Source organism: Vibrio sp. vnigr-6D03 (assembly GCF_002835515.1).
Classification (GTDB): Bacteria; Pseudomonadota; Gammaproteobacteria; order Enterobacterales; family Vibrionaceae; genus Vibrio; species Vibrio penaeicida.
Genome location: NZ_PIZL01000016.1, coordinates 113,004 through 139,783, shown reverse-complemented (window position 1 = coordinate 139,783; position 26,780 = coordinate 113,004). Strand labels below are relative to the sequence as shown.

At 44.0% G+C, this 26,780-nt stretch carries 17 protein-coding genes; 16 read left to right on the top strand and 1 reads right to left on the bottom strand.

Annotated elements, in window-relative coordinates:
* The first annotated feature begins 647 nt into the window (after nucleotides 1-647).
* The 11 genes from CW749_RS13665 (at nucleotide 648) to purF (ending at nucleotide 20,580) form a co-directional block, all read left to right on the top strand.
* The gene (locus CW749_RS13665) at nucleotides 648-4,052 is read left to right on the top strand and encodes a hypothetical protein (RefSeq protein ID WP_101112681.1); all 3,405 of its coding nucleotides are present in this window, start codon (nucleotides 648-650) and stop codon (nucleotides 4,050-4,052) included.
* A gap of 45 nt (nucleotides 4,053-4,097) precedes the next feature.
* Nucleotides 4,098-5,798, top strand: coding sequence for an O-antigen ligase family protein (locus CW749_RS13660; RefSeq protein ID WP_101112680.1), 1,701 nt, complete (start codon nucleotides 4,098-4,100; stop codon nucleotides 5,796-5,798).
* Nucleotides 5,799-5,847: 49 nt separating this feature from the next.
* On the top strand, nucleotides 5,848-6,993 hold the full coding sequence (locus tag CW749_RS13655) for a 4-phosphoerythronate dehydrogenase (protein ID WP_101112679.1): 1,146 nt from the start codon (nucleotides 5,848-5,850) through the stop codon (nucleotides 6,991-6,993).
* Nucleotides 6,977-7,990: an aspartate-semialdehyde dehydrogenase gene (locus CW749_RS13650; protein WP_101112678.1), complete on the top strand. Its 1,014-nt coding sequence runs from the start codon at nucleotides 6,977-6,979 to the stop codon at nucleotides 7,988-7,990. Before CW749_RS13655 ends, CW749_RS13650 begins: the two co-directional genes overlap by 17 nt.
* A gap of 208 nt (nucleotides 7,991-8,198) precedes the next feature.
* The gene (locus CW749_RS13645; RefSeq protein WP_101112677.1) at nucleotides 8,199-14,471 is read left to right on the top strand and encodes a FimV/HubP family polar landmark protein; all 6,273 of its coding nucleotides are present in this window, start codon (nucleotides 8,199-8,201) and stop codon (nucleotides 14,469-14,471) included.
* Nucleotides 14,472-14,628: 157 nt separating this feature from the next.
* On the top strand, nucleotides 14,629-15,420 hold the full coding sequence (gene truA / locus CW749_RS13640; RefSeq protein WP_101112676.1) for a tRNA pseudouridine(38-40) synthase TruA: 792 nt from the start codon (nucleotides 14,629-14,631) through the stop codon (nucleotides 15,418-15,420).
* 294 nt (nucleotides 15,421-15,714) lie between these two features.
* Nucleotides 15,715-16,641, top strand: a complete 927-nt coding sequence (gene accD, locus CW749_RS13635; RefSeq protein ID WP_101112675.1) for an acetyl-CoA carboxylase, carboxyltransferase subunit beta — start codon at nucleotides 15,715-15,717, stop codon at nucleotides 16,639-16,641.
* Nucleotides 16,642-16,683: 42 nt separating this feature from the next.
* Entirely contained in the window at nucleotides 16,684-17,958 is a 1,275-nt protein-coding gene (gene folC, locus CW749_RS13630) for a bifunctional tetrahydrofolate synthase/dihydrofolate synthase (protein ID WP_101112674.1), read from the top strand.
* A complete protein-coding gene (locus CW749_RS13625; RefSeq protein WP_101112673.1) occupies nucleotides 17,948-18,478 on the top strand; it encodes an SPOR domain-containing protein in 531 nt (176 codons plus the stop codon). The genes folC and CW749_RS13625 overlap by 11 nt, the downstream gene beginning before the upstream one ends.
* 62 nt (nucleotides 18,479-18,540) lie before the next feature.
* On the top strand, nucleotides 18,541-19,032 hold the full coding sequence (locus CW749_RS13620; protein ID WP_101112672.1) for a CvpA family protein: 492 nt from the start codon (nucleotides 18,541-18,543) through the stop codon (nucleotides 19,030-19,032).
* A gap of 33 nt (nucleotides 19,033-19,065) precedes the next feature.
* Nucleotides 19,066-20,580, top strand: coding sequence for an amidophosphoribosyltransferase (purF, locus tag CW749_RS13615; protein WP_101112671.1), 1,515 nt, complete (start codon nucleotides 19,066-19,068; stop codon nucleotides 20,578-20,580).
* A gap of 98 nt (nucleotides 20,581-20,678) precedes the next feature.
* Here purF and CW749_RS13610 read toward each other — a convergent pair whose 3' ends face one another.
* Entirely contained in the window at nucleotides 20,679-21,569 is an 891-nt protein-coding gene (locus CW749_RS13610; protein WP_101112670.1) for a LysR family transcriptional regulator, read from the bottom strand.
* Between the two features lie 231 nt (nucleotides 21,570-21,800).
* Here CW749_RS13610 and CW749_RS13605 point away from each other — a divergent pair, with 231 nt between their 5' ends.
* The 5 genes from CW749_RS13605 (at nucleotide 21,801) to dnaX (ending at nucleotide 26,776) form a co-directional block, all read left to right on the top strand.
* The gene (locus CW749_RS13605; RefSeq protein ID WP_101112669.1) at nucleotides 21,801-22,904 is read left to right on the top strand and encodes a response regulator; all 1,104 of its coding nucleotides are present in this window, start codon (nucleotides 21,801-21,803) and stop codon (nucleotides 22,902-22,904) included.
* A gap of 127 nt (nucleotides 22,905-23,031) precedes the next feature.
* Complete coding sequence (locus CW749_RS28190; protein WP_167404833.1) at nucleotides 23,032-23,169, top strand: hypothetical protein; 138 nt, start codon at nucleotides 23,032-23,034, stop codon at nucleotides 23,167-23,169.
* A 176-nt stretch (nucleotides 23,170-23,345) separates the two neighbouring features.
* Nucleotides 23,346-23,738, top strand: a complete 393-nt coding sequence (locus tag CW749_RS13600) for a DUF454 family protein (protein WP_272897858.1) — start codon at nucleotides 23,346-23,348, stop codon at nucleotides 23,736-23,738.
* A 119-nt stretch (nucleotides 23,739-23,857) separates the two neighbouring features.
* The gene (gene apt, locus CW749_RS13595) at nucleotides 23,858-24,403 is read left to right on the top strand and encodes an adenine phosphoribosyltransferase (protein WP_101112667.1); all 546 of its coding nucleotides are present in this window, start codon (nucleotides 23,858-23,860) and stop codon (nucleotides 24,401-24,403) included.
* Between the two features lie 36 nt (nucleotides 24,404-24,439).
* Nucleotides 24,440-26,776 carry a DNA polymerase III subunit gamma/tau gene (gene dnaX, locus CW749_RS13590; RefSeq protein WP_101112666.1) on the top strand — a complete coding sequence of 779 codons (2,337 nt, stop codon included), beginning with the start codon at nucleotides 24,440-24,442 and terminating at the stop codon, nucleotides 26,774-26,776.
* Nucleotides 26,777-26,780: the final 4 nt, after the last annotated feature.

Sequence of the window (26,780 nt, the reverse complement as noted above, 5' to 3'; positions counted from 1 at the left end):
CTGAATTAATAATTGAGAAAGCACGTTTTTTATCTCTACAAATAATAATTGAACTTAACTCTGAATTTCTTATGAGATGCCTTGTTCTATAAAAATCCGTTTCAGACGTTATATTTCTGTCTATGACAATAGTACTAAAGTTAATGTTTTTATCTAATGTTAAGTATGAAGCATTATTTGAGAGACCACAGCTGTCTGAATAAAAGAATATATTGACCTTTATATCTTTAAAGAAACGTGAAATGGGTTCCTTATAAACGTGCCTGTCGGTGATATAAGCTACATTATATTGTACCGTATTTATGCTTTTATTCATGTATTTCTCCCCAAAGTGGTTTTAGCAATCATTACTAATATTTTTAGGTGTTTTGCTTATCCTACGGTAATTTTTTGTATGTTCTAAAGTAACCGAATGTAACATGTAAGGATAATGCTAAAAAACTGAGCGATATCTAATTGCATTCTAATTTGTTGTGTTTTTTTCATGAAAGTAAATAGTTCTAAGTAACATATTGTAAATGATGCTAGTAACACATTGTAAATAGAAAATAACTTTCATTGTTTATGCGTATATATTTCTCGTTGCTGTTTTTAATAAAGCCATAACTATATTTGGCTTATCTTTTAACATAATTGAGAAAATTAATATGAAGCGCAAAGGAATATTGCAATTTATTTATGCATTGATGATTTCTATCGTCGTCACTGCATGCGGAGGAGGTGGAGGTGACAGTAGCAATCAATCTGTCAGTGACACTTCAGCCAAAGGTACGTTGAATTTAGTTTTGAAAGATGAAACGAATTCAAGACAATTTGAATCTTCCCCTGTGGAAGTAACCCAAGGGCTTTCTCGTTCTTCAAATAGTGTGTTTAAAAACACGACTGCATCATCTCTTGATTACGCCGAAGGTCAGTCTCGAAATGGTGATTTATCTCCTAAAGGGGCAACAACCAATGAACCGGCGTTAGACTTAAAGCTTGATAAGTTCACGATATCCGGTGTAGGTCCAGAAGGCGCGACATTTACCGTAGACGTAAACGGTCGGGGTGGAAGGCAAATTCAAGGTCTTCTTAATGGTGAGTGGACTATTACAGTTTCAGCAAAAGATGGGAGTGGAAAGGAGTTTGCTCGGGGACAGCAAAATGTATTTGTTCGAGCTGATGAAACGACAGCTGCCATTATCAATTTGTCCTTAGAAGAAGGGAACGGTAGTTTTGATTTTGAAGTGTCTTGGCCGAAAAATATTGCATTAAATCCGGTAGTAACGGCTGAATTGCAATCTAGTAATGGCGTTTCTCTTTCAGGTTTTGACATTACTATTTCTGAAAAAGATGAGAATAACTGGGTAGCGAGAGCATCACTTAACGATCAAGTCGCTTCAGGTTATTACGCATTAGTTTTTACTGTACATGATGGAAATTCTTCTGGTGAGAAAGTACATCTTGCAGCGGGTTTCGCAGAAACGGTTCGAGTAATCAAAGGAAACCAAACGTCAGTATCTCAAGCTCTAAAAGGTGTTAAAGGTATTGGCAGTATTGATCTTGGGATTGAACTCGACATCAATGATAACTTACCTCTTGCGATTCTGGATTCTGAAACTTATCCGCAGCATTTTGCGTTTGACTCTCTAACAGAATTCACTGTTTCTGCTGATGTATCAGAAGACGATGCTGACTTTGGAAATATCATCAAAACTTGGTATTTGAACGGTCAGATGGTGGAGGTTGGACCGACGTTTACGATTAACGCGGCTACGTCACCTTTATCTACAACATACAACGGTCGCTACATCTCGGGTCATTATCGTCTAGATGTTGCTGGTGTTACGCCAACGGGTGAACGAAGCGGTTCTGCAAGTTATGAGTTTTTGGTAACAGGTGACCAAGTCGCTGCGGTTCAACAAGGCTCTATAAATGGTCAGATATTCCTTAACTTTGCTACTACAAAGCCTTCTTCGTACCAGTTGAGTGCTTTGGAAGTGAAGCTCAAAAATATTGACGGAACCGAAGTTCAAGGTGCTGTTTTACTTCAAAATGACACAGGTTTATTTGGCGGTGAAAACATTGCGATAGGTGATTATGTCTTAGAGATATCTCTGGGTAATGGATACCTACCGTATTCAACTCCTATTAAGATTGAAGCAGGGCAGCTAAACGATTTGGGTATTGTGCAGCTAATGAATGGCACACAGACTCAAATTTCGTCTACACAAGCTTCAACCGTTACGTTAGATGAAAAAGCCTCGATCAAATTTCCTATCAACGCATTTAAAAAGGCTGATGGTTCAGCTTACACGGGTAATGTAAATGTGTCTCACCGAGCGATGAATCCTTCAGATGCTGCATTTGTAGAGGCATTCCCTGGCGGATTTACTGGGATATCGACTGGCGCGGATGGTCAACCACTAGAAGTGGATATTATTTCATTTGGTGTGATTGGCGCGAAGCTGACAGATGACAATGGTAACCCACTAAACTTAGCAGATGGCAAAACCGCCACTATCAGTATTGATGTTGCGAATCCAGAAACCGCTCCTCTAACCATGCCATTGTGGCACCTAAATCCTGTTACTGGAAAATGGGTTGAAGAAGGCGAAGCGACGTTACAGGGCGACAAATATGTTGGTGAAGTTTCCCACTTTAGTTGGTGGAACTTTGATTACTCCTGTGGAGTCACTGATTCTGGCCGTTGTCCTTGGATTCGAGTTCAATTCGAAGCCATCGATTTGCAAGGAAATGGCGTACCTTATGCCAAGATCAAACTTGAAGGTTCAACTAACTTTGCATACAGCAAAACAGTGACAACGGATTACTTGGGTAGAGTGAATACCAAAGTGCCTTTCTCGCCTCAAGCGACAGAGGATGAGTGGGAGTTCATCTCGTATACCGTTTCTGCACAACAAGCTAAACCAAACGCAAATGGTAGTTTGCTAAGCAGCAAGCCAACATCTATGCAGTTCTACCTTGATCATACCGACGGTGTTGCTGGGTATGGAAAACGTTATGCGAAGACCATTGTATTAGGGGAAGACGCACCTTACCTGACGGTTAAGGCTCTCGATGACGCGGAATGGCGTGCCGTTGAAAATTCAAGCGCACCTGTCAAAGTTCGTCGTCCAAACGATAGTGCTGCAAGCGCAGAAACCTCTGTGCTCATTAAAAACCCAGGAAAAGCAGACCTTAATATTTCGAGCTACGACTTTAAGAATACCGATGGTTCGCAAGCATCAGGTTGGTCGATTTCGGGTTATCAGCCTAATTTCTTGACAGCTTCAGGTAGTCAGCAAATTCAAGTTAAATATCAAGGGAGTAATTGGGAACTAGACCGAGCAGAACTTGTTATTGTAAGCGATGACCCAACGGGTGATACTAAAATACCTCTTGTGACTGTCGCTCCAAATCAAGCTGGTGTGGTTGAAACGATTACTTTGAATCCAATGCAAACGTTCTCAGGTCAAGTCGGGTATAGCACAATCAGAGATCCATACTCACCGACAGACCCATATGCGCCAACGGACCCGTATGCACCAACCGATCCTTACGCACCGACCGACCCGTACGCGCCAACGGATCCATACGCTCCGGTACCAACAGTTAAGTCTTACCACGCGTACAACAGCACTTGGGGTGCGTCAGTATACAAAGGCAATAACGCAAACGGTCCTTATGAATACCGTGCTTACTTTGCTTTTGACCTCAGTACAGTGCCTGAAGGTGTTCGAATTATTAACGCCAAACTGGTGAACAAATACAGAATAAACTCTGCCGTGAAATTATACGAAGGGAAACAATCTGAATCGCTGAATACAGACAATGCGGAAGAGGAATTCCGTTTGGCTTGTCAATTTGGAGATACGACTTGTTTGCTAGGTCAATTGAGCAGTGGTAATGCACCACTAGAGTTGAACTTCAACAAGATTGGGTTAGATGAAGTCAGAGAAGCGGTACTTGATGGATCTATTCTGAAATTTGCTGCTGTGGCAGAAAGCAATTCTGGTTCTAGCTATATCCGTTTTAGAGATTTGGAACTGGTTGTCGAGTTCGGCTACTAACAATGGGAATGCATAGGGAGCTAATCGCTCCCTATTTTTTACTGTATGACAATAAAATCTTTTAAAATATACGCTGATAACAAACTGAAAGAGTATTGGCTGGTTGTTATCCCAATCGTTCTCGCTTTGTTATCCAACTTGCATTGGAGTGGCTTCTATTACAGCCATGATGTACCCAAATGGTTGTTCATTGACCTTCTTCTTTCTGTTTTCGTGTTTGCTCATAGAGAGAGAGTGGGTTTTGTTAGGACGTATATAAGTACTGTTTTTTTGCTGACCGTTTACTGGATTGCTATTACGTTATTGTGGGCAAGCCACGTTTATGCAGGGTTGGAGTTTTTATTTCGTTTCGCATTATTTGGTGTCGCTTTTTCTCTGCTAATTTCATGCTACTCAAGTGATCAAAGATGCAAACTTTTACTTCATAGCTCTGTTGTATCAGCGAGTCTATTTGTTTTCGTATTTAGTATCGAACGCTGGATAGGGGTTCCTGTTAGTAACGGAGCTTTTACTCCTATAGGCTTTACCAACAATGCAGGGCATGTATTTAATATCTGGATACCAGCTCTTTGTTATTTAACTTGGAAATCAAAATCGAATTACCTTCTTTGCTTTGTTGCTCTTTGCACCTTGATTGGCATTCTTTATGTTTTGAATATTTCACATATTAGAACAACGGTAATCGCAATTGCTATAGGTGTATTTTTATTATTAGTAATCCGAAGTCGCAGATATATTCATCAAATGCCGTTTGCCCGTAAGCGTGTTGTAATGACTATTATTGCGCTGAGCATCCTGGGCTTACTCGCAATGCAAACCAAAGTGCCGCTACCAAGAACAATTAGCCAATCACTAATGACGATTGAAAACCCAATAGAAAACTACCGACCAAGACTAAATATGGTAGTGAACAGTTGGGATATGCTGAGAGATAACCCTTTCGGTGTTGGTGCCAATAATTTTGAATTTATCCACCCTGAATACGCTAGGGCAGGAACAAAGCACGGGTCAGACTATGTTAACGACCGACAGATTCTAAAAACACCGCATAACTTTCTTACAAAAGTGTCAACAGAGTTAGGGTGGGTAGGCGCGGCGTTGTTTTTAGCCATTTACATTTGGTTAGTCAGTAAAACGCTATCTTTGGCATTGCATAGGGAAAAGCAGGGTTGGATATTTGTCGCGTCCATTGCCTTTTTGCTGCATTCCCTAATGAGTCAAGTCTTCTTGTCTCCAATGAGCTATGTATTTGCAATCCTACTTTTCTCGAGTTTAGTGAATACGACACGTCGATCTCCTGAACACACAACAAACAAACTAGCCTCAAAGTTATCTATTGTAGTTTTAATTTTACCCGCTCTGAGCATCATGACAGTGGTATCTCACTTCTATCATTACCAAGGCGTACACCAGCGAGATATATCGAAAATCGAAAAAGCGGTTTCCATATACCCAGGGAATGAAGTGGCATGGTTTGATTTATCGAGATCGTATTTTCGCGATCCTCAAGACCTAGATAGTGCGATATGGGCGTCGGAGAAATTTTTGGCACTCAATCCGAATCATATTTATGGACGGTATTTTTATAGTGAGCTCCTAGTCTATAGGCGCAATTGTTCAGGGGCGGTTAAAACTCTTACGGAACTTCTTAGTCATTACCCTAGCTACTTGGCTGCTCAGTCATTGATGACAAAAGCGCTGGATTGCCGCGCAAGAGAACAAAACAAACTTTTAACTCAGCGCTGATTGGGGCAGAATCAGTGCATCTTTTCTAACGTAACCTTGCTCAATTGAAATGAAAATCCTTATTGATGAAAACATGCCTTATGCTGAAAAGCTTTTTAGCCAGCTAGGTGAAGTGGTTTTGAAACCAGGACGTACCATGACTGCCGAAGATTTGGTCGATGTGGATGGCTTGATGATTCGCTCAGTAACAAAAGTGAATAAAGAACTGATTTCCAAAGCCAACAAATTAAAGTTTGTTGGGACCGCAACAGCAGGAATGGATCATGTTGATCAAGCGCTGCTTAAAGAGAAAGGCATTTTCTTTACGGCTGCGCCTGGCTGTAACAAAGTCGGTGTTGCTGAATACGCGTTTAGCGTGATGATGATTCTAGGGCAGCAGCAAGGTTTCTCTGTATTCGATAAAACCGTCGGTATTATTGGGGCGGGGCAGGTAGGCTCTTATCTCGCTAAATGCCTTCAGGAAATGGGTCTTAAGGTTCTATTGAATGACCCCATTAAACAAGCAGAAGGCGATGAGCGTACTTTTACCGCGCTTGAAACATTGCTTGAACAGTCAGATATCATCACTTTACATACCCCAATCACACGTGATGGAGAGCACCCAACTCATCATATTCTCAATGAAACGCGTCTAGAAGCATTAAGAGCGAATCAAATCCTCATTAATGCTGCGCGTGGTCCTGTCGTTGATAATGCAGCGCTGAAGAAGCGTTTGCAACGCAATGACGGCTTTACGGCTGCATTGGATGTCTTTGAATTTGAACCAGAAGTCGACATGGAGCTACTTCCATTGCTCGCATTTGCTACCCCTCATGTGGCTGGCTATGGTTTAGAGGGTAAAGCGCGCGGTACTACCATGATCTTTAACTCTTTTTGTGAGTTTCTCGGCAAGGAAAATCGGGTTTACGCATCTGAGTTGCTGCCAATAGCACCTGTGCCGCGTGTTCAGCTGGACAGAGCCTGGGACAATGCAACACTGCACAATCTTACTCAATTGATTTATGATGTCCGTCACGATGACGCCATATTCCGTCGTAATATTGCCCGAGCAGGTGCGTTTGATGAAATGCGCAAAAATTATTGGGATAGACGAGAATACAGTGCCGTCACTTTAGTGGGGAATCACGAGTGCAATCTCGAACCACTCGCTAAACTAGGTTTTCAAATTGAGGTAACAAATGAGCCAAGAATTTAATGTTGCAATATTAGGTGCAACAGGTGCCGTGGGTGAAACCATTCTTGAAGTGCTAAAAGAGCGTGAATTTCCAGTTGGAGAGTTACACTTATTGGCAAGCGAACGCAGTGAAGGTAAGACGTATCGCTTCAATGGGAAAACCATTCGCGTACAAAATGTGGAAGATTTTGACTGGTCGCAAGTACACATCGCATTATTTTCGGCAGGTGGCAGTCTTTCTGAAAAATGGGCGCCCATTGCGGCGGATGAAGGCGTTGTCGTTATCGATAACACGTCCCAATTCCGTTACGACTACGATGTGCCTCTAGTCATACCCGAAGTGAACCCAGAAGCTATTGCAGAGTTTCGTAATCGCAATATCATCGCGAACCCAAACTGCTCAACCATTCAAATGCTTGTTGCGCTTAAGCCAATCCACGATCAAGCTGGTATCGAGCGCATTAATGTATCTACTTACCAGTCCGTATCCGGAGCGGGTAAGTCAGGAGTAGACGAACTGGCAGGTCAAACAGCGCATTTGTTGAATGGTAAGCCGGTGGAAGAGAAAGCATTCAGTCAACAGATTGCTTTTAACTGTATTCCACAAATCGATAAGTTTATGGATAACGGTTACACCAAAGAAGAAATGAAGATGGTTTGGGAAACTCAAAAAATCTTCAACGATGCTTCTATCATGGTGAACCCAACTTGTGTTCGAGTACCAGTGTTTTATGGTCATGCAGAAGCCGTTCATGTCGAGACTAGAACACCGATTGATGCAGACCAAGTTGCTCAGCTTTTAGAGCAAACAGATGGCATCGAAGTATTTTATGGTGAAGAATTCCCTACCCAAGTTCGTGATGCTGGTGGTAAAGACCACGTTATGGTTGGTCGTATTCGAAACGACATCAGCCATCACAGCGGTGTAAACCTTTGGGTTGTAGCAGACAATGTACGAAAAGGTGCGGCTACAAACGCTGTTCAAATCGCCGAAGTGCTAATTCGGGACTATTTCTAAGTATAACTATTTTAAAAGCCTCACATTGTGAGGCTTTTTTCTTGCTTCTATTTTGTTCAAAAAATGCAAAATTGAGTAAGAATGGTACGAATATCAACTCGGACACACATTTTTTCGTGCGGCCGCTATAGTTTTACGACATTTATCCGATATATTTAGCAGATCACATTATTATTCAAGATAAGAAAGCAAGAAAGCTGAGCCTTATATGCATCATTTTTTCAAGCGTTTGTTAACGCCCTTGCTTCTGATGGTCTCGACTCAAATTCCAGTGGCTACCGCTGATACCATCAGAGTTATTGGTTCCAACGGAGAGGTTTCAGACTCCCCACGCTTCGCTGAGCAGATCCGACAACCTGCCGCTCAGGGGCAACCCTCTTTGTTTTATGGTCCAACACGGGGAAACGAAACCCTGTGGGGTATTGCTACGGCATTAAGACCAGCAAATAGCCTTACGGTTCAACAAACTTTGCTTGCGATTTATCGCCTTAATCCCCAAGCATTTGAAGACCAAAATATTCATAGCCTGGTTCTAGGTAGTACTCTTCGTATACCTTCGTTACAGCAAGTCCAATCTGAAAGCACTGCCAATGCAGTAAGAATTATGTCTGCTCACCAAGCTCGACTTGATGGGCAAAATAATAATCAAACAGCACAGCCTATCGTAAGACCTCGACCAGCGGCGGTACAGCCAAAGCCTGCTGAGCCGAAAATAGAAGTGCCAAAAGAAAACGTATCGACTCAGCCCAAACCTGAAATGGTGAAGGAAGAGCCAAAATCTGAGCCGATGGTTGATCCAAAACCTGCGATGAAAGATAACGGTCAAGTGATTGAGCTGAAAGAACAGCTCGACATGTCCGAAAGTGAACTTTCGTCGCTTGAAGAAAAGAACCACCAACTTCGCTTAATGCTTTCTGAAGTTCAAAATGAGGTAGAAACCCTCAAAGATGAACTAGGCGATGAAAATCGCATTAGAGATGAAGTTCAAAAGCTTCTTGATGCTGAAAAAATGAAGCAGTTAGAAAGCCAGCAAAATGCACCGACGTTGATGGAAAGAATAGTCGGTAACCCATTATTGCTAGGTGCATTGGCGTTAGTTCCAGGTCTATTAATTGGATTGCTGGTGGTGATGCTACTTAGCAGGCGAAAAGAACCTGAATCTGAAGAAGAAGTTCAAGAACAAACTCAAGCAGAAATACCACCAGTTCCTGCTAATGAAGACGAAGAAATTGATGAGATAAATCTGGATGATGACCTCATTGGTGATATTGAAGACGAAGAGTTGTCTCTGGACGACGAATTGTTTGGGGATGAGTCTGAAGTTGCGTTCTCCGACGAATCATTGGAAGAAGGCGACAAAGACAAAGAATCCGATGATGTCTTTGGCGACCTGAATGATGAAGACCTTGATTTTAATCTTGATGATGAAGGTGATGACCCATTCGCGAGTATCGGAGAAGATGGTGAGCTCGATACCGACCTAACAGATATTGAATCCAGCGCCACAGGAATCAGCGTTGATGCTGACGAACAAGCGCTCGGTCTCGAGGAAATGGAGCGAGCCCTTGATGAGATCGAACCTGAAATCGAAGAAGATACCTCAGGGGATGAGACAGAAGAGTTCGACCTCTCAGGTGATGACGAGTTATCCAATGATGATATTGATGCGTTGTTTAGTTCCGATGGACCAGAAGAGGATTTAGGCGCAGACGAGCTTGATCAGTCCACGTTAGACGATTTATTTTCCGGCATAGATGACACCGAAACCGACGATGACTTAGATTTTGGAACTCTACTATCTACGGATGACAACAGCGAAGATTCAGGTGATACAGCGGCCGATGGCATCGATCTTGAGTCGGAACTGGGTGAAGACGCATTTAACGAATTATTGAGTGAAGGAACCGAGGATACCAGCGATGGAGACTCTGACCTTCTCGATGATATGTTGGAAGCGGGTACCGACTTAGATTCAAGCAGTACAGACTTGCTAGATGACGTTTTAGATGCCGATGATTCCGAACTGAATTTAGAACCTGACGCTCTTCTCGATGAAGCGCTAGATCAAGATGAAATAAGCAATGATGCCGCTGACGATATCCTTGCCGAGTTCGATCTAAGCGCGGATAGCACTGACTTATTAGATGACGTTATTGATGGTCCATCTGAAGACACAGAAAAACTGGATCCTGAATCAACAGATCTATTAGACAGCTTGTTGGACGAGTCAGATTCGAGTGACACCCCTGAATCGCTAGACGAAAATAGTACAGATCTTTTAGATGATTTTATCGATGACGACTCTAAAACCTCCGTTGATGCGGATAGTACAGATCTGCTTGATAGCGTACTTGAAGAATCAAATGAAGAAGAATTTGAACTCGATATTCCGGAGTCGTTGGATGAAGACAGTACGGACCTGTTGGACGATGTTTTAGAGGAATCAAAGGCAAGCGTTGATCCAGAAAGTACCGATCTACTCGATGAATTAGTTGAAGAAGATTCATCCGTCGAAAGCGAGTTTGATGCGGATGATTTCGACCTAGGTTCTGATACGCCAGATGACACGATTGCTACATCTGAAACACAGGGTGGCGACTTTGATTTTGATTTCGAATCTGAAAGTCATCTAGATGATGACGATGCTGAGCAGGCTGAAGTCGAAGAGCCGGCTGAAGTTGAAGAGCCGGCAACAGAAACACCAATAGAGAATGCATTTGAGCAGGAGCTTGAAAATGCGTTCGAACAAGAACCGTTAGAACAGGAACCCTCAGAGCAAACGAGTACTGAGGAAGTATCTGATGCAGATGAATTAGAGAACGACGGTGAGTCAACTGAAGAAGATGATCTGACCGAAGCCAGTGAATTGGAAGATGCGTCAGCTGTCACTCCAGATCCTGATGAATTAGTGGTCGATGATACCATTGATGATGTATCGGAAGAGGACGAGTCAAAGGCTGCGCTAGAACAGAACGAATCTGAAAATGATGACCAAGAGTCAGTTGTTCAAGAAGTCGAAGCCAATGACACAACTTCTGCTGACGAAACGGAGCCGACCTCAGAATCAACAACCCCTGAAGAATTTCCCGCTCAGCCAATACAAGACGCAGAAACAGCGTTTTCATTGAAAGGTCACGATGACGAACCCCTCGATGTTTTAATGGGTGAAACTCGTGAAGAACCTGAATTCACTGATGCAAATATTGGTGAACTCGATGAGAGTGCACTGAAATCAGATGTCGATTCAATATCTGAAGACAGTGAGCCCGTTGAAGATTGGCAAGAAGAAGCGTTCTCGGGCGAAGCAAATACTGACGAAGATGCGCCAGATTTACCTGATATTGGCGAACTCCCTCAGAACGAAAGCACATCCGAAGATAACGTTTTAGATGCTTCTGAAGAAGAGACTGAGTCAGAAGAGCCTTCACTAGAAGAGCCGTCGTTAGAAGAAACTTCTCTAGATACCGAAGAAACTTCAAATGAAGAACTTTCGATTGACGAGTCAACAATAAAACCAGAGCTGGAATCTGATGTAAGCCAAGCTCAAAGTGAAGATATTGATACAACTTCTGATGAAAGCGTTGACAGTAGCGAGAATGACTTATCATCTGAAGAGCCAGAGCCAGAGCCAGAGCTCGATATGCCTAAGATTGTGCCAAACGAGTTCGGTACACCACAAAATGACGATTGGGATTTTGATGATACCGACCTTAGCGGTCTAGAGGAATTGTCAGACTCGCCAGATTCAACAGATGATCTCGGCTTAAATGAATTAGACGATAATGACTTAGTCGAAGATCTCGAAACTACAGAGTCAGAAACCTCTGCACCAGACGCAACTGAACTTGAAGTTGCAGAAGCAGATGCAGATGTTGAAACTTCAGAGCCAGAAGCGATTGAACCGGTAGAAAGTGAAATCGCTGAAGAGCTGGATGAGCCTGACGCCATTGAACTAGATGATACGGATTTAGGTGAGTTCGATGAATCTGCGGCATTAGATGCGATGGCAGATGAGCCAGCGCCACTGCCAGAAGATCTGGATTCTACTGAGTCAGTATTAGAAACCTCGGAGCCTAAAGCTACAGACGTTGAAACTTCAGAGCCGGAAATTTCTGATCCAGAAGTGATTGAACCGGCAGAAAGCGAAATCGCTGAAGAGCTAGAAGAGCTTGACGCCATTGAACTGGACGATGCGGATTTAGGTGAATTCGATGAATCTGCGGCATTGGATGCGATGGCAGATGAGCCAGCGCCACTTGCAGAAGATCTGGATTCTACTGAGTCAGTATTAGAAACCGCGGACCCTGAAGTTGCAGGCGTTGAAACTTCAGAGTCGGAAATTTCTGAGCCAGAAGCGATTGAACCGGTAGAAAGTGAAATCGCTGAAGAGCTAGAAGACCCTGACGCCATTGAACTGGACGATGCGGATTTAGGTGAGTTCGATGAATCTGCTGCATTGGATGCGATGGCAGATGAGCCAGTGCCACTGCCAGAAGATCTGGATGCTACCGAGCCATTATTAGAAACCGCGGAGCCTGAAGTCGCAGAGGTTGAAGCTTCGGAGCCTGAAATTTCTGAGCCAGAAGCGATTGAACCACCGGTAGAAAGTGAAATCGCTGAAGAGTTGGATGAGCCTGACGCAATTGAACTGGACGATACTGATTTAGGTGAGTTCGATGAATCAGCCGCATTGGATGCGATGGCAGATGAGCCAGCACCATTGCCAGAAGATTTGGATACTGCCGAGCCAGTATTAGAAACCGCGGAGCCTGAAGCTGCAGACGTTGAAACTTCAGAGCCGGAAATTTCTGAGCCAGAAGCGATTGAGCCACCGGTAGAAAGTGAAATCGCTGAAGAGCCAGCAGCAATTGAACTGGATGATGCGGATTTAGGCGAATTCGATGAATCTGCCGCATTGGATGCGATGGCAGATGAGCCAGCACCATTGCCAGAAGATTTGGATGCTACCGAGCCAGTATTAGAAACCGCGGAGCCTGAAGTTACAGAGGTTGAAGCTTCAGAGCCGGAAATTTCTGAGCCAGAAGCGATTGAGCCACCGGTAGAAAGTGAAATCGCTGAAGAGCCAGTAGCCATTGAACTGGATGATGCGGATTTAGGCGAATTCGATGAATCTGCCGCATTGGATGCGATGACTGGTGAGCCAGCGCCACTGCCCGAAGATTTAGATGTTTCGGATATAGCTGGTGATACGGTAGAGAGTGCTAATTCGATAGAGCTGGACGATGCAGATCTTGGGGAGTTTGATGAATCAGCGGCCATGGAAGCGTTGACGGACGAACCTCTCTCCTTACAAGAAGCTCTCAATCCTGTTGACGATGATATTGCCGCAGAAATTGAAGCAGAAGAAGTCGCTCGTGTAGAAGAGGCTTCTGTTAGCGACCATGAGTTAGAAGAGCCTAATTCTCAAAATCAGCTGGATGTAGCTCCTCCCGAGGACACTTCGATTGAATTGGGTGACTCAGAGCCTGAGGGTTTGGATGAATCCTCGGTTTTGGAAACACAGCCTAATGAAGCACTATCTATGCAGGAGGCACTCAACCCTGTAGATGACGATATCGCTGCAGAAATTGATGCTGAAGAAGCGGCTCGAGTAGAAGATGTTTCTTTGACGGATGAAGAGTTGGGTGAGTTTGACGAGTCTGCCGCATTTGATGCGATGGAAGACGAGCTAGACCCTCTTGATTCATCGGAGCCTGAACCTGTTTCAGAAGATTCGATTGAATTGGATGATGCTGATCTCGGTGAGTACGACGAAGCTGCTGCCTTACAAGATGCATTTGACCTTTCTTCGTCCGACGATAGCAGTGCAACACTTACTGATGAAGACCTAACTCAGTTTGATGAGTCAGCGACAATGGCTACGCTATTGAGTGAGCCGGAAGGTGACTTGGTTGAAAGGTTTGATCAGCCACTAGACAGCAAAGTGGTTGATAGTGCTGGTATGGATATAGACGCCATGCTGGATACAGGTGAAGACTGGAATGGTTTCAATCTCACGCCAGAACAGCAAGCTTCGATTTCAGAAGATGTTCCCGAAGAAGAAAAGGAAGTTTGGGGAACCGCTGAAGCATTACAAGACCCTGAAGTTCGCGAAGAAGATTGGGAAAATCAACCGGATCTTTCTAGTGAAAAAGAAGCGGATCAGAAGTTCATGAGTGTAGATGAACTTATGGCACAGGTAGAGAAGGAAGAAGCCGAATCGGGTGACAAGCCTGATCCCGATGCTGAAGCTCTAGAGTTAAGTGTTGGGTTAGATGAATTCCCAGATGTGCTCGGTGAGGTAGAACCTTTTGATGTCGACGATAACAGTGAAGCCGCTGGCAAGCTAGATTTGGCCAAGATTTATGTTGAAATGAACGATAATGAAGGTGCGATTAAATTGCTCGAAGAAGCCATTGTTTATGGCGACGATGATGTACGGCGAGAAGCCAAATCCCTTATCGATAAATTGAATGAATAGTAGCGCATAGAGCAATTCTAACAGGCAGCCAATGGTTGCCTGTTTTTTTATTTATTATATGACGCTGCACTAAGCTTAGATGGCTTGGAGAACCTAGCACCATGGGGTTGTTTGGGTATATACTCTCCGCCCCCGTGAGACAGAGAAGTAAACGATTATGCGAATAGCGTTAGGCATTGAGTACGATGGTGCAAAATACTATGGTTGGCAACGTCAAAGAGACGTAACCAGTGTGCAAGAAAAATTGGAAAAGTCACTTTCCATCGTGGCAAATCACCCTGTAGAAGTCCAATGTGCCGGAAGAACTGATGCGGGAGTTCATGGCACAGGGCAGGTGGTTCATTTTGACACGACCTCAGTACGGAAGATGGCGGCATGGACCATGGGAGTCAATGCCAACATGCCAAAAGATATCGCAGTTCGCTGGGCAAAAGAGGTCCCCGAAGAATTTCATGCTCGTTTCACTGCAACGGCTAGACGCTATCGTTATGTGATCTACAACCACGCTTATCGTCCTGGAATTTTATCTTCAGGTATTAGCCATTATCATGGTGAGCTGGATGAAAAGAAGATGCATTTAGCCGGCCAATTCTTGCTTGGTGAGAACGATTTTACTTCTTTTCGTGCGGTGCAGTGCCAGTCTCGTAGTCCTTGGAGAAATATCATGCATTTAAATGTGAGTAGACATGGTAATTACGTTGTCATAGACATTAAGGCAAATGCTTTTGTCCACCACATGGTGAGAAATATCACCGGAAGTTTGATTGAAGTTGGTCGTGGTAATCAAAACCCGGAATGGATTCAATGGTTGTTAGAAGCAAAAGACAGAAAGCTTGCAGGAGCCACAGCTAAAGCGGAAGGGCTCTATCTTGTTGATGTTGATTATCCCGAAAATTTTGAGTTGCCAAGAGAACCATTAGGACCGATATTTTTACCTGACAACCTTTAAACGCTATTGATGCTTTAATAGCGTCAATTGTTGATGCTTTTCTGTTGAATTAAAACCAGTTAACGTCGCTTTAAACGACAGAAAATATAAAATTAGTGTCGCATGATTTTGGTTGTTTTGTGGTCACCAAAAGTATTGAAAAGTTGTGAGTTATCGCACTTTGTTGTTGCTTTAAAATAGGTACAACCAGTTTTTGATCCACAGTGTGAGAATATTATGTTTTAATCCTCACGCATCATTCAGAATTTGTATCTTTCGCAATTAGGCGAAAGAGTTAATAGAAAAAGGTCTTCCATGAGTTGGCTTGAAAAGATTTTAAATAAAAGCAGTATCGTAAGCTCACGTAAAGCGTCCATCCCTGAAGGGGTTTGGACCAAATGTACTTCTTGTGAGCAAGTTCTGTATCATGCAGAACTAGAGCGTAACTTAGAAGTATGTCCAAAATGTGACCATCACATGCGTATGGGCGCACGTCGTCGCCTTGAGTCATTCCTCGATGAGGGTGAGCGCGAAGAATTAGCAACTGAGTTAGAGCCTCAAGACAAACTAAAATTCAAAGATTCGAAGCGTTACAAAGAACGTATTTCGACGGCTCAGAAAAACAGTGGCGAAAAAGACGCACTTGTTGTTATGAAAGGCGAATTGCTTGGATTGCCTGTTGTAACTTGTGCCTTTGAATTCAAATTTATGGGCGGCTCGATGGGTTCTGTTGTCGGTGCTCGCTTTGTTCGTGCTGTTGAAGCTGCAATTGAAAACAACTGTGGCTTGGTTTGTTTCTCTGCTAGTGGCGGTGCCCGTATGCAAGAGGCTTTAATGTCTCTTATGCAAATGGCTAAAACCAGCGCCGCCTTAGAACGACTATCCGCCAAAGGATTGCCTTTCTTCTCAGTAATGACTGACCCAACTATGGGTGGTGTTTCTGCAAGTTTGGCGATGTTAGGTGACATCAATATTGGTGAACCTAAAGCACTGATCGGTTTTGCTGGCCGTCGTGTTATCGAACAAACTGTACGTGAAGATCTTCCAGAGGGCTTCCAACGAAGTGAATTCCTTCTTGAGCACGGTGCGATTGATATGATTGTTGATCGTCGTGAAATGCGTCAGCGTATTGGTGGTTTGTTGGCAAAACTGACTAACCAGACTTCTCCAATGGTGGTATCGGTTAACGATTCTCCAAATGAAGAGCAATACGAAGTACCAGTCGCGGACGAAAAAGAGTAAAGTATTCATTAAACAGCCGCTTAAGAATTAGTTAAGAGTTTAATGAGTCATATTCAAGTACCTAAAGCCACATCACCCTTATCGATGTGGCTTCATTATTTAGAAAACATCCACACTAGCGCCATAGACCTCGGTTTGGAGCGCGTACAGGCAGTCGCCGAAAAAGCCCAGCTAATTAAACCTGCTCCTAAAGTGATTACCGTTGCCGGAACGAATGGTAAGGGTTCTACCTGCGCGCTCATGGAAACGATCTTGCTTGATGCAGGTTACTCTGTTGGTGTATACAGCTCTCCTCACCTTATTCGTTACACTGAGCGAGTACGTATCAATGGTAGTGAGTTGGAAGAGGCTAAACATGCGCAGGCTTTCGATTTCATCGAGGAAAAACGTGGCGACATCAGCCTTAGCTTTTTTGAATACGGAACATTAGCCGCACTTCGATTATTTCAAACAGAGAGTGTTGACGTAGTCTTGCTTGAAGTCGGCTTAGGCGGAAGACTGGACGCGACCAATGTAGTGGATCATGACGTATCCGTCATTACTAGCCTTGCGGTAGATCATGTTGACTGGTTGGGTGACGACATCAACGTCATCGGTTACGAGAAAGCAGGTATATTCCGCAGCAACCGACCTGCGGTATGTGGTCAGCCAAAAGCGCCTGCAACGGTTGCGGCACACGCTGACGATATTGGTGCTAAGCTACACCAAGTCGGGATACAGTTTAGTTACTCTACTGAAGGCGACAAATGGAAGTGGCGCTCAGGTCAGTTCGCTTTGGATGATCTTCCTCTTCCTGATCTCCCGCTACCTAATGCCGCGACGTCTTTAATGGCGCTCGGGTGTGCAGAGTTAGATATTTCAGACGTTAATATCGTAAAAGGTTTGAAAAGCGCAAAACTTGCAGGTCGGATGCAAAAGCTGTCTCAATCCCCTATGATTTTGCTCGATGTTGCCCACAATCCGCATTCAGCTGAGTATTTGGTTGAGCAGTTAAATAAACATCACCCCAATACGCCAATCCATATGGTCGTAGCAATGTTACATGACAAAGACATTGCCGAAACACTGAAGGTACTCGCACCCGTTGCCACAAAATGGTATCCAGCTTCGCTGGAAGGCGAGAGAGCGGCTAAGGCGGAAGAGCTTATCATGCACTTGCCATCAAACACGGGTAAGTTTGATACGCCAACAGAGGCATTTGAAGCCGCAAGAAACCAGGCAAAATCAAATGAACTCATTGTCGTTGTAGGTTCGTTCCATACTGTTGGAGCAGTATTGGAGCACTGGGAATCAGAAAGGAGCCATGATGGCGAGTAGGTTTCAAAGTAGGCTGGTGGGGACCATTTTATTGGTCTCTGTTGGCGTGATTGTGTTACCCGATCTTTTAGACGGGAAGAAGGAGCACTTCAAAGAAGAGCTTGCAACCATTCCAATTAAGCCAGAGCTTGAGGGAACGGTAGAAGTATTTGAAGTGCTGGAACCTGTTGAAGACGATTTAGTGTTACCAGACAGCCCAGTATCAGTCACTGTTTCAGAAGAACCTGAGCCTGAAAAGATAGAAGTATCACCAAGAGCCGTCGCCGAGAAAAATGACTATGCTGACAGTGCATGGATCATACAGCTAATGGCACTTAAAAATGTCGATAACGCGAAAAAGCTAGTGAAAGACCTTCAGAAACGCGGTTATCAAGCACATATCAAGCAGGAGAACGCATTTTCAAGAGTTATCATAGGCCCCGATGTTTCCAAGCCTAAATTGGAAAAGCAAATCAAGGAATTGGAAAAAATCACAGGGGCGAAAGGTCAACTGTTGAAATTTAAACCACTAAATCCATAAGAAAACGTTTGCGTTGCGATTTTTTCTGTTAAAATGCGCGCCAACTTAAGATGTAGAACAGAATGAACTGGATAGATTTTGTCATTTTAGGGGTAATCGGGCTGTCCGCAGTGATCAGTTTGATTCGAGGTTTCGTGAAGGAAGCATTGTCTCTTGTTATTTGGTTTGGCGCGTTTTTTATCGCCAGTCATTATTACGCCAAATTAGCGGTGTATTTTACCAATATCCAAGATGATATGTTTCGGAACGGAGCCGCCATTGCAGCTTTGTTTGTAGCGACATTGGTTGTTGGCTCATTAGTCAACTATGTTATTGGACAACTGGTGCAAAAAACGGGTCTGTCTGGAACCGATAGAATTTTAGGAATCGTCTTCGGAGGGTTACGTGGAATTCTTATCGTGTCTGCAGTGCTGTTTTTCATTGATGCATTTACTGCATTGCCAAATTCAGAGTGGTGGATTAACTCGCAATTGATTCCTGAATTCAGCCGAATCATTGCTCCGTTTTTCGAGCACCTAAAAGAAACTTCAAGCTTTTTGTCTGGCACCGTGTAGTGCCAGCCTACTGTCAAAACCGAGGATTATGACATGTGTGGTATTGTTGGAATCGTGGGTACAACACCTGTAAACCAGTCAATTTATGATGCGCTGACTGTATTACAGCATCGTGGCCAGGATGCCGCTGGTATTATTACCATAGAAAGCAATCGTTTTCGTCTGAGAAAAGCGAACGGTCTAGTTAAAGATGTATTTGAAGCCAAACACATGCAGCGTTTACAAGGTACTGTCGGTATCGGTCACGCGCGTTACCCAACGGCAGGTAGTTCAAGTGCTTCAGAAGCACAGCCTTTCTACGTAAACTCCCCTTACGGTATTACCCTAGCTCACAACGGCAACCTAACTAACGCACGTGAATTGCGTGAAAGCCTATTGGAAACAGCTCGTCGTCATGTAAACACGACGTCTGATTCCGAGGTGCTTCTAAATATCCTCGCACATGAAATTGATTTGTCGAAAGACGTAACCAAAGACACCGTATTCTCAGCGATTTCAAACGTTCATAAGCAGATTCGTGGTGCTTATGCGGTTGCAGCGATGATTATCGGACACGGTATGGTTGCATTTCGTGACCCGCATGGCATTCGCCCATTATGTTTGGGTAAGCGAGAGCTAGAAACAGGTCGCACCGAATACATGGTTGCATCTGAATCTGTTGCTTTAGATGCTGTTGGGTTTGATTTTGTTCGTGATGTCGCACCAGGTGAAGCGATTTATGCCACCTTTGACGGTGAGCTATTTACTCAGCAGTGTGCTGAAAACCCTCAGTCAAATCCGTGTATCTTCGAGTTTGTTTACTTTGCTCGCCCTGATTCGTTTATCGATAAAATATCGGTTTACAGCGCTCGTGTTGAAATGGGTAAAAAGCTAGGTGAAAAAATAAAACGTGAATGGGAAGATTTGGATATCGACGTGGTTATCCCAATTCCTGAAACGTCTTGTGATATCGCATTGGAAATTGCGCAGATTATTGATAAGCCATACCGCCAAGGCTTTGTTAAGAACCGTTATGTTGGTCGTACCTTCATCATGCCTGGTCAGCAACAACGTAAGAAATCAGTTCGTCGTAAGCTCAATGCTATTCGTTCTGAATTTAAAGGCAAAAATGTATTGCTTGTTGATGATTCGATCGTGCGTGGTACCACTTCTGAGCAGATCATTGAAATGGCCCGTGACTCAGGAGCGAAAAACGTCTACATGGTTTCAGCTGCACCTGAAGTTCGTTTCCCTAACGTTTATGGCATCGATATGCCTAGTGCAAATGAGCTTATTGCGCACGGTCGTGATAACGAAGAAATCTGCCAAATGATTGGCGCTGATGCGTTGATTTTCCAAACGTTGGAAGATTTGGTTTCTGCAGTTGGACTTGGCAACCAAGATATCGCACGTTTTGAGAGTTCCGTATTCAATGGTGAATACGTAACTGGCGATGTTGACCAGAAATATTTAGATTTCCTTGATTCGCTACGTAATGACGATGCGAAAGTGCAGCGTGAAATCCAACAAGATCTTGCGAATTTGGAACTTCATAACGAAGGCGCATAGTCTGATTAAGAAGTGAATCCGTAAGACCGGTTAAGAACAAGAATGCCAGAGTATATAGATGCTCTGGCATTTTTTATTGCGTCAGCAATAAGTATCAACTATCCCAGATGGGGCACATTGAGTGAGTGCTGACTGAAAAAGTCTATCAGGAGGCGCACCTTTTCTGGCTGATGATCTTTATGATTGTAAAGCATGTATACGTCTCTTGGGTTTGCGCTCCAGCCTTCTAAAACTTGAACTAAGCTTCCATCAGCAATGTATGTATCCAGCATCACGTTTGGCATTAACGTGATTCCCAACCCAGCGGAACAAGCGCGCCTAACCACATTGAGCTCGCTCGCTTCAAGCCGACCGCGTTCGTTAATAATTACGGTTTCATCTTCGCTATTGGTGAGCTGCCACCGCATCAACGGGTGACCTTTTAATAATGCGTGTTCTCGTAAATCCTCAGCGTGTAAAAGTGGACGATGTTTGCTGAGATATTCAGGGCTTGCGACCAAAATATCCTTTACTGAATTAATCTTCCGGACGATCAAACTGGAATCACGTTGGGGGCCGACTCTGAAAATAATATCCCATTCGGTCGGATCAAGTTGATCTGCCATATTGGTTGTCGTCAACTCAACTCGGATATCTGGGTATTCCGTCATAAATTGATTGAGCAAAGGCATGATCATTCGTTTGGTAATATTGGCTGGCGCAGAAATCTTTAGCTTTCCTGCAGCGCCTCGGCAGTCATCGGAAATATGTTCAGCCGCAGAAGCTAGCTGCTTTAGCAGAGGTGAGCACTCTACATAAAATCGCTCTCCGGCTTCCGTAAGCGCCAGTTTCCTTGCATGGCGGTTGAGCAATCTAAGATTGAGAGAGTCTTCAAGCGCTTGAATGCGGCGAGTGATCGTGGCAACGGGGATCATGGTTTTACGCGACGTCGCAGTGTAGCTGCCGTTCTCGACAACTAGACGGAAAAGATTGAGATCATCAAGTTTCATTTGTAAGACACACAAAAAATGCAAGAGAAACAGTGTAACGTAACTTTTCAAAAGAAGGTTGTTTTAAGTCAACGATTTCTTGCAGAAGAAAGTACAGTCGTCAACGCAAATTGCGGCATGGGTAACATTTGCAAAGTTGTGGAAGTGGTGTTTTCTGACTACTTTTTATATTACTGAGCAAAAAAATAATAAGAACTATTTCGGAAGTATTTATTTTTTGAGGTTAGATCCATGATTAAATCAAGCGTATTGCAACATCAGGTGGCTGGAGGGGTTGCACTAGACAAGCCCACAGTCATGATCGTCGATGACGACGCCATATTTCGTCGAATGCTCACGAGCTATCTAGAGTCCAACGGTTATCGGATACTAGAAGCGGAAGATGGGCTCGATGGATTAAAACAACTTCGTTCTGAAGTTCCCGACTTGGTCATATGTGACATTTCGATGCCTGTGTTGAACGGTATCGAATTTGTTGAAGAAGTGTGCTGGGAGTACCCATCCCTTCCCATGATCGTCGTATCTGCAACCGAAGAAATGTCCGATGTAGCCAGAGCGCTTCGTTTTGGCATTAAAGATTTTCTTTCAAAACCCATCCCAAACATGGACCATTTGGAAAAAGCGATCAGTAATACTTTGGAAGACGCTGAATCCACTGATTCCGACCAACGAGACTTTGCTAGTCAGTGGTTTCGCGTGGATGAATCTGGCGACTTGCCAGAAGAACAAGAGCTTCATTGGCACTTGGACCATCTGCAAAACAACCCAAACATGGCTCGAGATCTGCTCGAAGCACTTCTACCTGAGAGAGATACAAAAACAGGCGGTTGGAAATGCACGTATCGTCTTCTTCAATCTTCGGAATCATTACCTTTAGTCTTTGACTATGCATGGGTGATGGACGGACATTTTGTTTTTTACTTAGTCGATGCAGCCTCGGGTGGCGATCAATCAGTAGCGACCACTTTGCTGATTCGAGCGCTGTTTAACGATCAATTACGTAACAATAAGAGCGATACTGTTGACCTGACTCAGCTGATTGATGCGGTAGAGAAAGGGATTACATGCTCCGAATATGCATCTTCCATTAGCGCATTGTTTGGTGTGGTAGACATGACCGACAGCTCATTGATCGTGCATTCTGCTGGATTGGAAAGCGTTTGGTCTAGTGGTGGTCAAAATAAGCATCTGTCGGAAGGCGTAAGGTTGGGAGAAGGGTGTTTACGTAATAAATCTGAATCGGCTCTTATCGTTCACAATGGTGGGCAACTTACCATGAGCAAGTTAGGAGCGAGCAGTTTCTGTTTGGATATTTACCAAGGTAATTTGCAGTAAGGTCAAAATTCGTTATTCGTTAAAGAAAAGTGAGATCGTTGTTGCGAAGGTTAAATAACCTTTACATTTATAGGTTTATTGAAAGTACTGCGTCCTATATAGTCAGTCGTCTAATAACGAGGAGATAATGAGCACCATGTCGGAACAAGATAACTACAAAGATCCATACAACTTTCTTTACTTTTTAGGTTTTATTGCTGTGTTACTTATACCTACGCTGCCTGCTACGCTTACTTGGATTCGGGTATTTACCGGTTATCAGTAAAAATGGTTTGGTATCGATGGATAAAAACGGCTTCTCATTGGAAGCCGTTTTTTTGTTGGAGCCTTGCCTGAAAGCCAGTTCTCTATTCTTTGATAGAGAGGTTGCCGAACTTAGTACCTTGATTGAGACCGCTTGGGTATAATACCCATTTGCAAAGGATGTAGGAGAAGCAGGTTATTAGTATTCGTCGAACAGCTTGGAATATCTTAGGGTGGATTTCGTTGCTAATTGGTTTACTGGGAATCGTATTGCCATTGCTACCAACTACGCCTTTCCTTTTGCTGACAAGCGCATGCTTTTTACGTGGAAGCCCGAAATTTTATGAATGGCTGCACTCCCACCCGAAACTAGGCCCCGTACTGAATGATTGGCAACAACACAGATCACTTAAGGCAAAAGTGAAACGGCGTGCGTATATCTTTATCATAATCAGTTTTTCGGTCTCCATTATTGTTGCCCCAATTATGTGGGTAAAGGCTATGCTATTGGTGATACTTTGCGTTTTACTAGCATGGTTTTCGCGAATACCTGTTCTCGACCCTGTTGCTGATAAAGAAGAAAATCACTAACATTAAGCGCCGCTGAAAAGCGGATTTCATTTTTCTTTTTCCAGTTCGCAGACTAAAGCGAACTGGAGTATTACAATGTGCGTTTATTGTGTAACGCCTAAGATTAAAAGATTGAGCCTATGACTACTGAAACCATCGCCCAAATCCAAGCGAGTATTAAAAGCATCCCAGATTACCCAAAACCAGGGATACTTTTTCGCGATGTAACCAGTTTGATGGAAGATGCTGCCGCGTATCGTGCGACGATTGCATTGTTAGTTGAAAAATACAAAGACATGGGATTCACAAAGATCGTGGGAACAGAAGCTCGTGGCTTTCTGTTTGGTGCGCCTTTGGCATTAGAACTGGGTGTCGGGTTTGTTCCTGTGCGTAAGCCTGGAAAATTACCCCGTGAAACCGTTGCTCAGTCTTACGAGCTTGAGTACGGAACCGATACCTTGGAAATCCATACCGATGCGATTGTTGAAGGTGATAAAGTTCTTGTGGTCGATGACTTGCTAGCCACAGGTGGCACCATTGAAGCAACAGTGAAATTAATTCGACAACTTGGTGGCGATGTTGAACACGCAGCGTTCGTAATTAACCTGCCAGAAATCGGCGGTGAAACTCGCTTGAAAGAATTTGGCCTGAATGTATACAGCATCTGTGAATTTGAAGGGCACTAAGCCTTTTTGGTATTCATTCGTAATTGGAAAGCGTGAATGAGTTATTTAGCGTTAGCACGTAAGTGGCGACCACACCAGTTCAGCGAAGTCGTTGGGCAAGGTCATGTTCTCACTGCGTTGGAAAATGCACTAAGCCAGAACCGATTGCATCATGCCTATCTGTTCAGTGGAACGCGTGGTGTCGGCAAAACGACAATAGGTCGCTTGTTTGCCAAAGGGTTAAATTGTGAAACCGGAATTACGGCTAAACCCTGTGGTGAGTGTTCTACATGTAAAGAGATTGATGAAGGTCGATTTGTAGATTTGCTCGAAATCGACGCCGCTTCTCGTACGAAGGTAGAAGATACGCGCGAGCTATTGGATAACGTTCAATACAAGCCTGCTCGTGGTCGGTTTAAAGTCTACCTGATAGATGAAGTTCACATGCTTTCTCGTCACAGCTTCAATGCGCTTCTGAAAACATTAGAAGAGCCGCCTGAATATGTGAAATTTCTGCTTGCCACAACGGATCCGCAAAAGCTCCCAGTTACGATCCTTTCCCGTTGCCTTCAGTTTCATTTGAAACCGATCAGTGTGGATAATATTCATCAGCAACTTGATCATATTCTTGGGCACGAGCAAATCACCGCTGAACCACGCGCATTGGGCATGATTTCTCATGCAGCCGACGGCAGTATGCGAGACGCGCTAAGCTTAACCGATCAAGCAATCGCGCTCGGTAATGGTGTTATTGATACCAATACGGTGTCGAACATGCTTGGTACATTAGATACTGACCAAGCCATTCACCTGCTCGAAGCTATCAGCTCTCATCAAGCTCAAACGGCACTAGATGCACTGACTCGGCTCGCGCAAAATGGTGTGGATTGGGATGGGTTGCTCCAAGAGCTTGCTACTCAGCTTCACCGAATCGCTATGTATCAGGCTTTACCTGCAACATTGGATAAAGGGCAGCCGGATGCGGAAAAAATAGAGCTGTTGGCCAAGGCACTTTCCCCAGAGGAAGTACAGCTTTACTATCAGATCGTGATTAAAGGACGTGAGGATATCGCCATCGCACCGTCACCTAAAATGGGTGCGGAGATGATTGTGCTACGTTTAATTGCCTTTAAACCAGCAGGTGTCAAAGCGCTACCTTTGAATGCTCAGCCAGAAGAGAACAAACCTAAAGAAGAAACTTCTGCAGCCATTAGTTCAAAGCCTGCTAGACCATCTTCTGCTAGTGCTAACTCGGGTATACAATCGCCACCTGATAATAAGCAGCAAATAGGTGGAGCGCCTGAAGTGTCAGCACCCACTTCACCTGCGGATGCTGCGCGTGACAAGCTTAAAGAAGCTCGACACCCTGCTAAGCAACAGCAACAGCAACAGCAACCAGCTTCGCAATTTGTTTCGAACGAACCCGCTCCAGATTATGGTGATATGCCAAATTACGGTGACTACGAGCAAGATATGATGCCACCGCAGTATGATGATCCTGCTTATGCTCCATCCTCTGTTTCGGCTCCAAATCCATCAGTTTCAAATTCATCGGTTTCAAATCAAGGGAATCAGATTGCATCTCCAAGCAATACAGCGGTGCAGCAGCAATCAGCGTCTGCAAATCCTATATCGGGGCTACGTCACCAGTTAAGAAGCCGTCGTAATCAAGCCGGAAGCGAAAGCAAAGCGAGCAGTGAAAATAGAAGCATTGGCGCGTCACCAAAAAAGGCTAGCGCGACACCAGCATCCAAAAAGCAGACGGCGGCAGAGCGCATAGCGCAGTTTGCATCCGCTGGGCAGGTGTCGCCAGCTAATTCGACAATGACCCATTCGTCAACTATTCGTTCTTCAAATACGAGCGCTGAAGAAAAAAAGGCGACCAATGAACCTTACCAGTGGAAGCCTTCCAAGCCAGTAGAAAAACCGAAAAAGACTGAACTGACACCTACTCAGATTAAGAAAGCACTAGAGCACACAAAAACACCTGAAATGGCAGCCAAATTGGTCGATGAATCGGTCGCCGCCGATCATTGGTCTGCCTTGATTCAAAAATTGAATACTGCAAAGTTAGTGGAACAACTGGCACTGAACTCTGCGTATCAAAAAGAGGGTAATGTTATCCACCTGACCTTGAGAGCCACTCAAGCGCACCTAAATACCGAAAAAGCGCAAAAAGATTTAGCGGAAGCGTTGGCAACAGCATTGGAAGAACCTTGTGAGCTTATTGTCAAAATTGGCGAAGAGGGGGAATCTCCATTGGAATTAAGAGACAAACTGTATCAGAGCAAACTGCAACAAGCTCATGATAGTCTGGCTCAGGATCCTCACATACAGTTTATTACTGCTCGTTTTGCAGCCGAAATAGACGCCGATAGCGTGAGACCAATCTGATTTA

Excerpts from the sequence above, each read along its gene's own strand:
- CW749_RS13665 (WP_101112681.1), top strand. The coding sequence starts at position 648 with ATGAAGCGCAAAGGAATATTGCAATTTATTTATGCATTGATGATTTCT.
- CW749_RS13660 (WP_101112680.1), top strand. The coding sequence starts at position 4,098 with ATGACAATAAAATCTTTTAAAATATACGCTGATAACAAACTGAAAGAG.
- CW749_RS13655 (WP_101112679.1), top strand. The coding sequence starts at position 5,848 with ATGAAAATCCTTATTGATGAAAACATGCCTTATGCTGAAAAGCTTTTT.
- CW749_RS13650 (WP_101112678.1), top strand. The coding sequence starts at position 6,977 with ATGAGCCAAGAATTTAATGTTGCAATATTAGGTGCAACAGGTGCCGTG.
- CW749_RS13645 (WP_101112677.1), top strand. The coding sequence starts at position 8,199 with ATGCATCATTTTTTCAAGCGTTTGTTAACGCCCTTGCTTCTGATGGTC.
- truA (WP_101112676.1), top strand. The coding sequence starts at position 14,629 with ATGCGAATAGCGTTAGGCATTGAGTACGATGGTGCAAAATACTATGGT.
- accD (WP_101112675.1), top strand. The coding sequence starts at position 15,715 with ATGAGTTGGCTTGAAAAGATTTTAAATAAAAGCAGTATCGTAAGCTCA.
- folC (WP_101112674.1), top strand. The coding sequence starts at position 16,684 with ATGAGTCATATTCAAGTACCTAAAGCCACATCACCCTTATCGATGTGG.
- CW749_RS13625 (WP_101112673.1), top strand. The coding sequence starts at position 17,948 with ATGGCGAGTAGGTTTCAAAGTAGGCTGGTGGGGACCATTTTATTGGTC.
- CW749_RS13620 (WP_101112672.1), top strand. The coding sequence starts at position 18,541 with ATGAACTGGATAGATTTTGTCATTTTAGGGGTAATCGGGCTGTCCGCA.
- purF (WP_101112671.1), top strand. The coding sequence starts at position 19,066 with ATGTGTGGTATTGTTGGAATCGTGGGTACAACACCTGTAAACCAGTCA.
- CW749_RS13610 (WP_101112670.1), bottom strand. The coding sequence starts at position 21,569 with ATGAAACTTGATGATCTCAATCTTTTCCGTCTAGTTGTCGAGAACGGC.
- CW749_RS13605 (WP_101112669.1), top strand. The coding sequence starts at position 21,801 with ATGATTAAATCAAGCGTATTGCAACATCAGGTGGCTGGAGGGGTTGCA.
- CW749_RS28190 (WP_167404833.1), top strand. The coding sequence starts at position 23,032 with ATGAGCACCATGTCGGAACAAGATAACTACAAAGATCCATACAACTTT.
- apt (WP_101112667.1), top strand. The coding sequence starts at position 23,858 with ATGACTACTGAAACCATCGCCCAAATCCAAGCGAGTATTAAAAGCATC.
- dnaX (WP_101112666.1), top strand. The coding sequence starts at position 24,440 with ATGAGTTATTTAGCGTTAGCACGTAAGTGGCGACCACACCAGTTCAGC.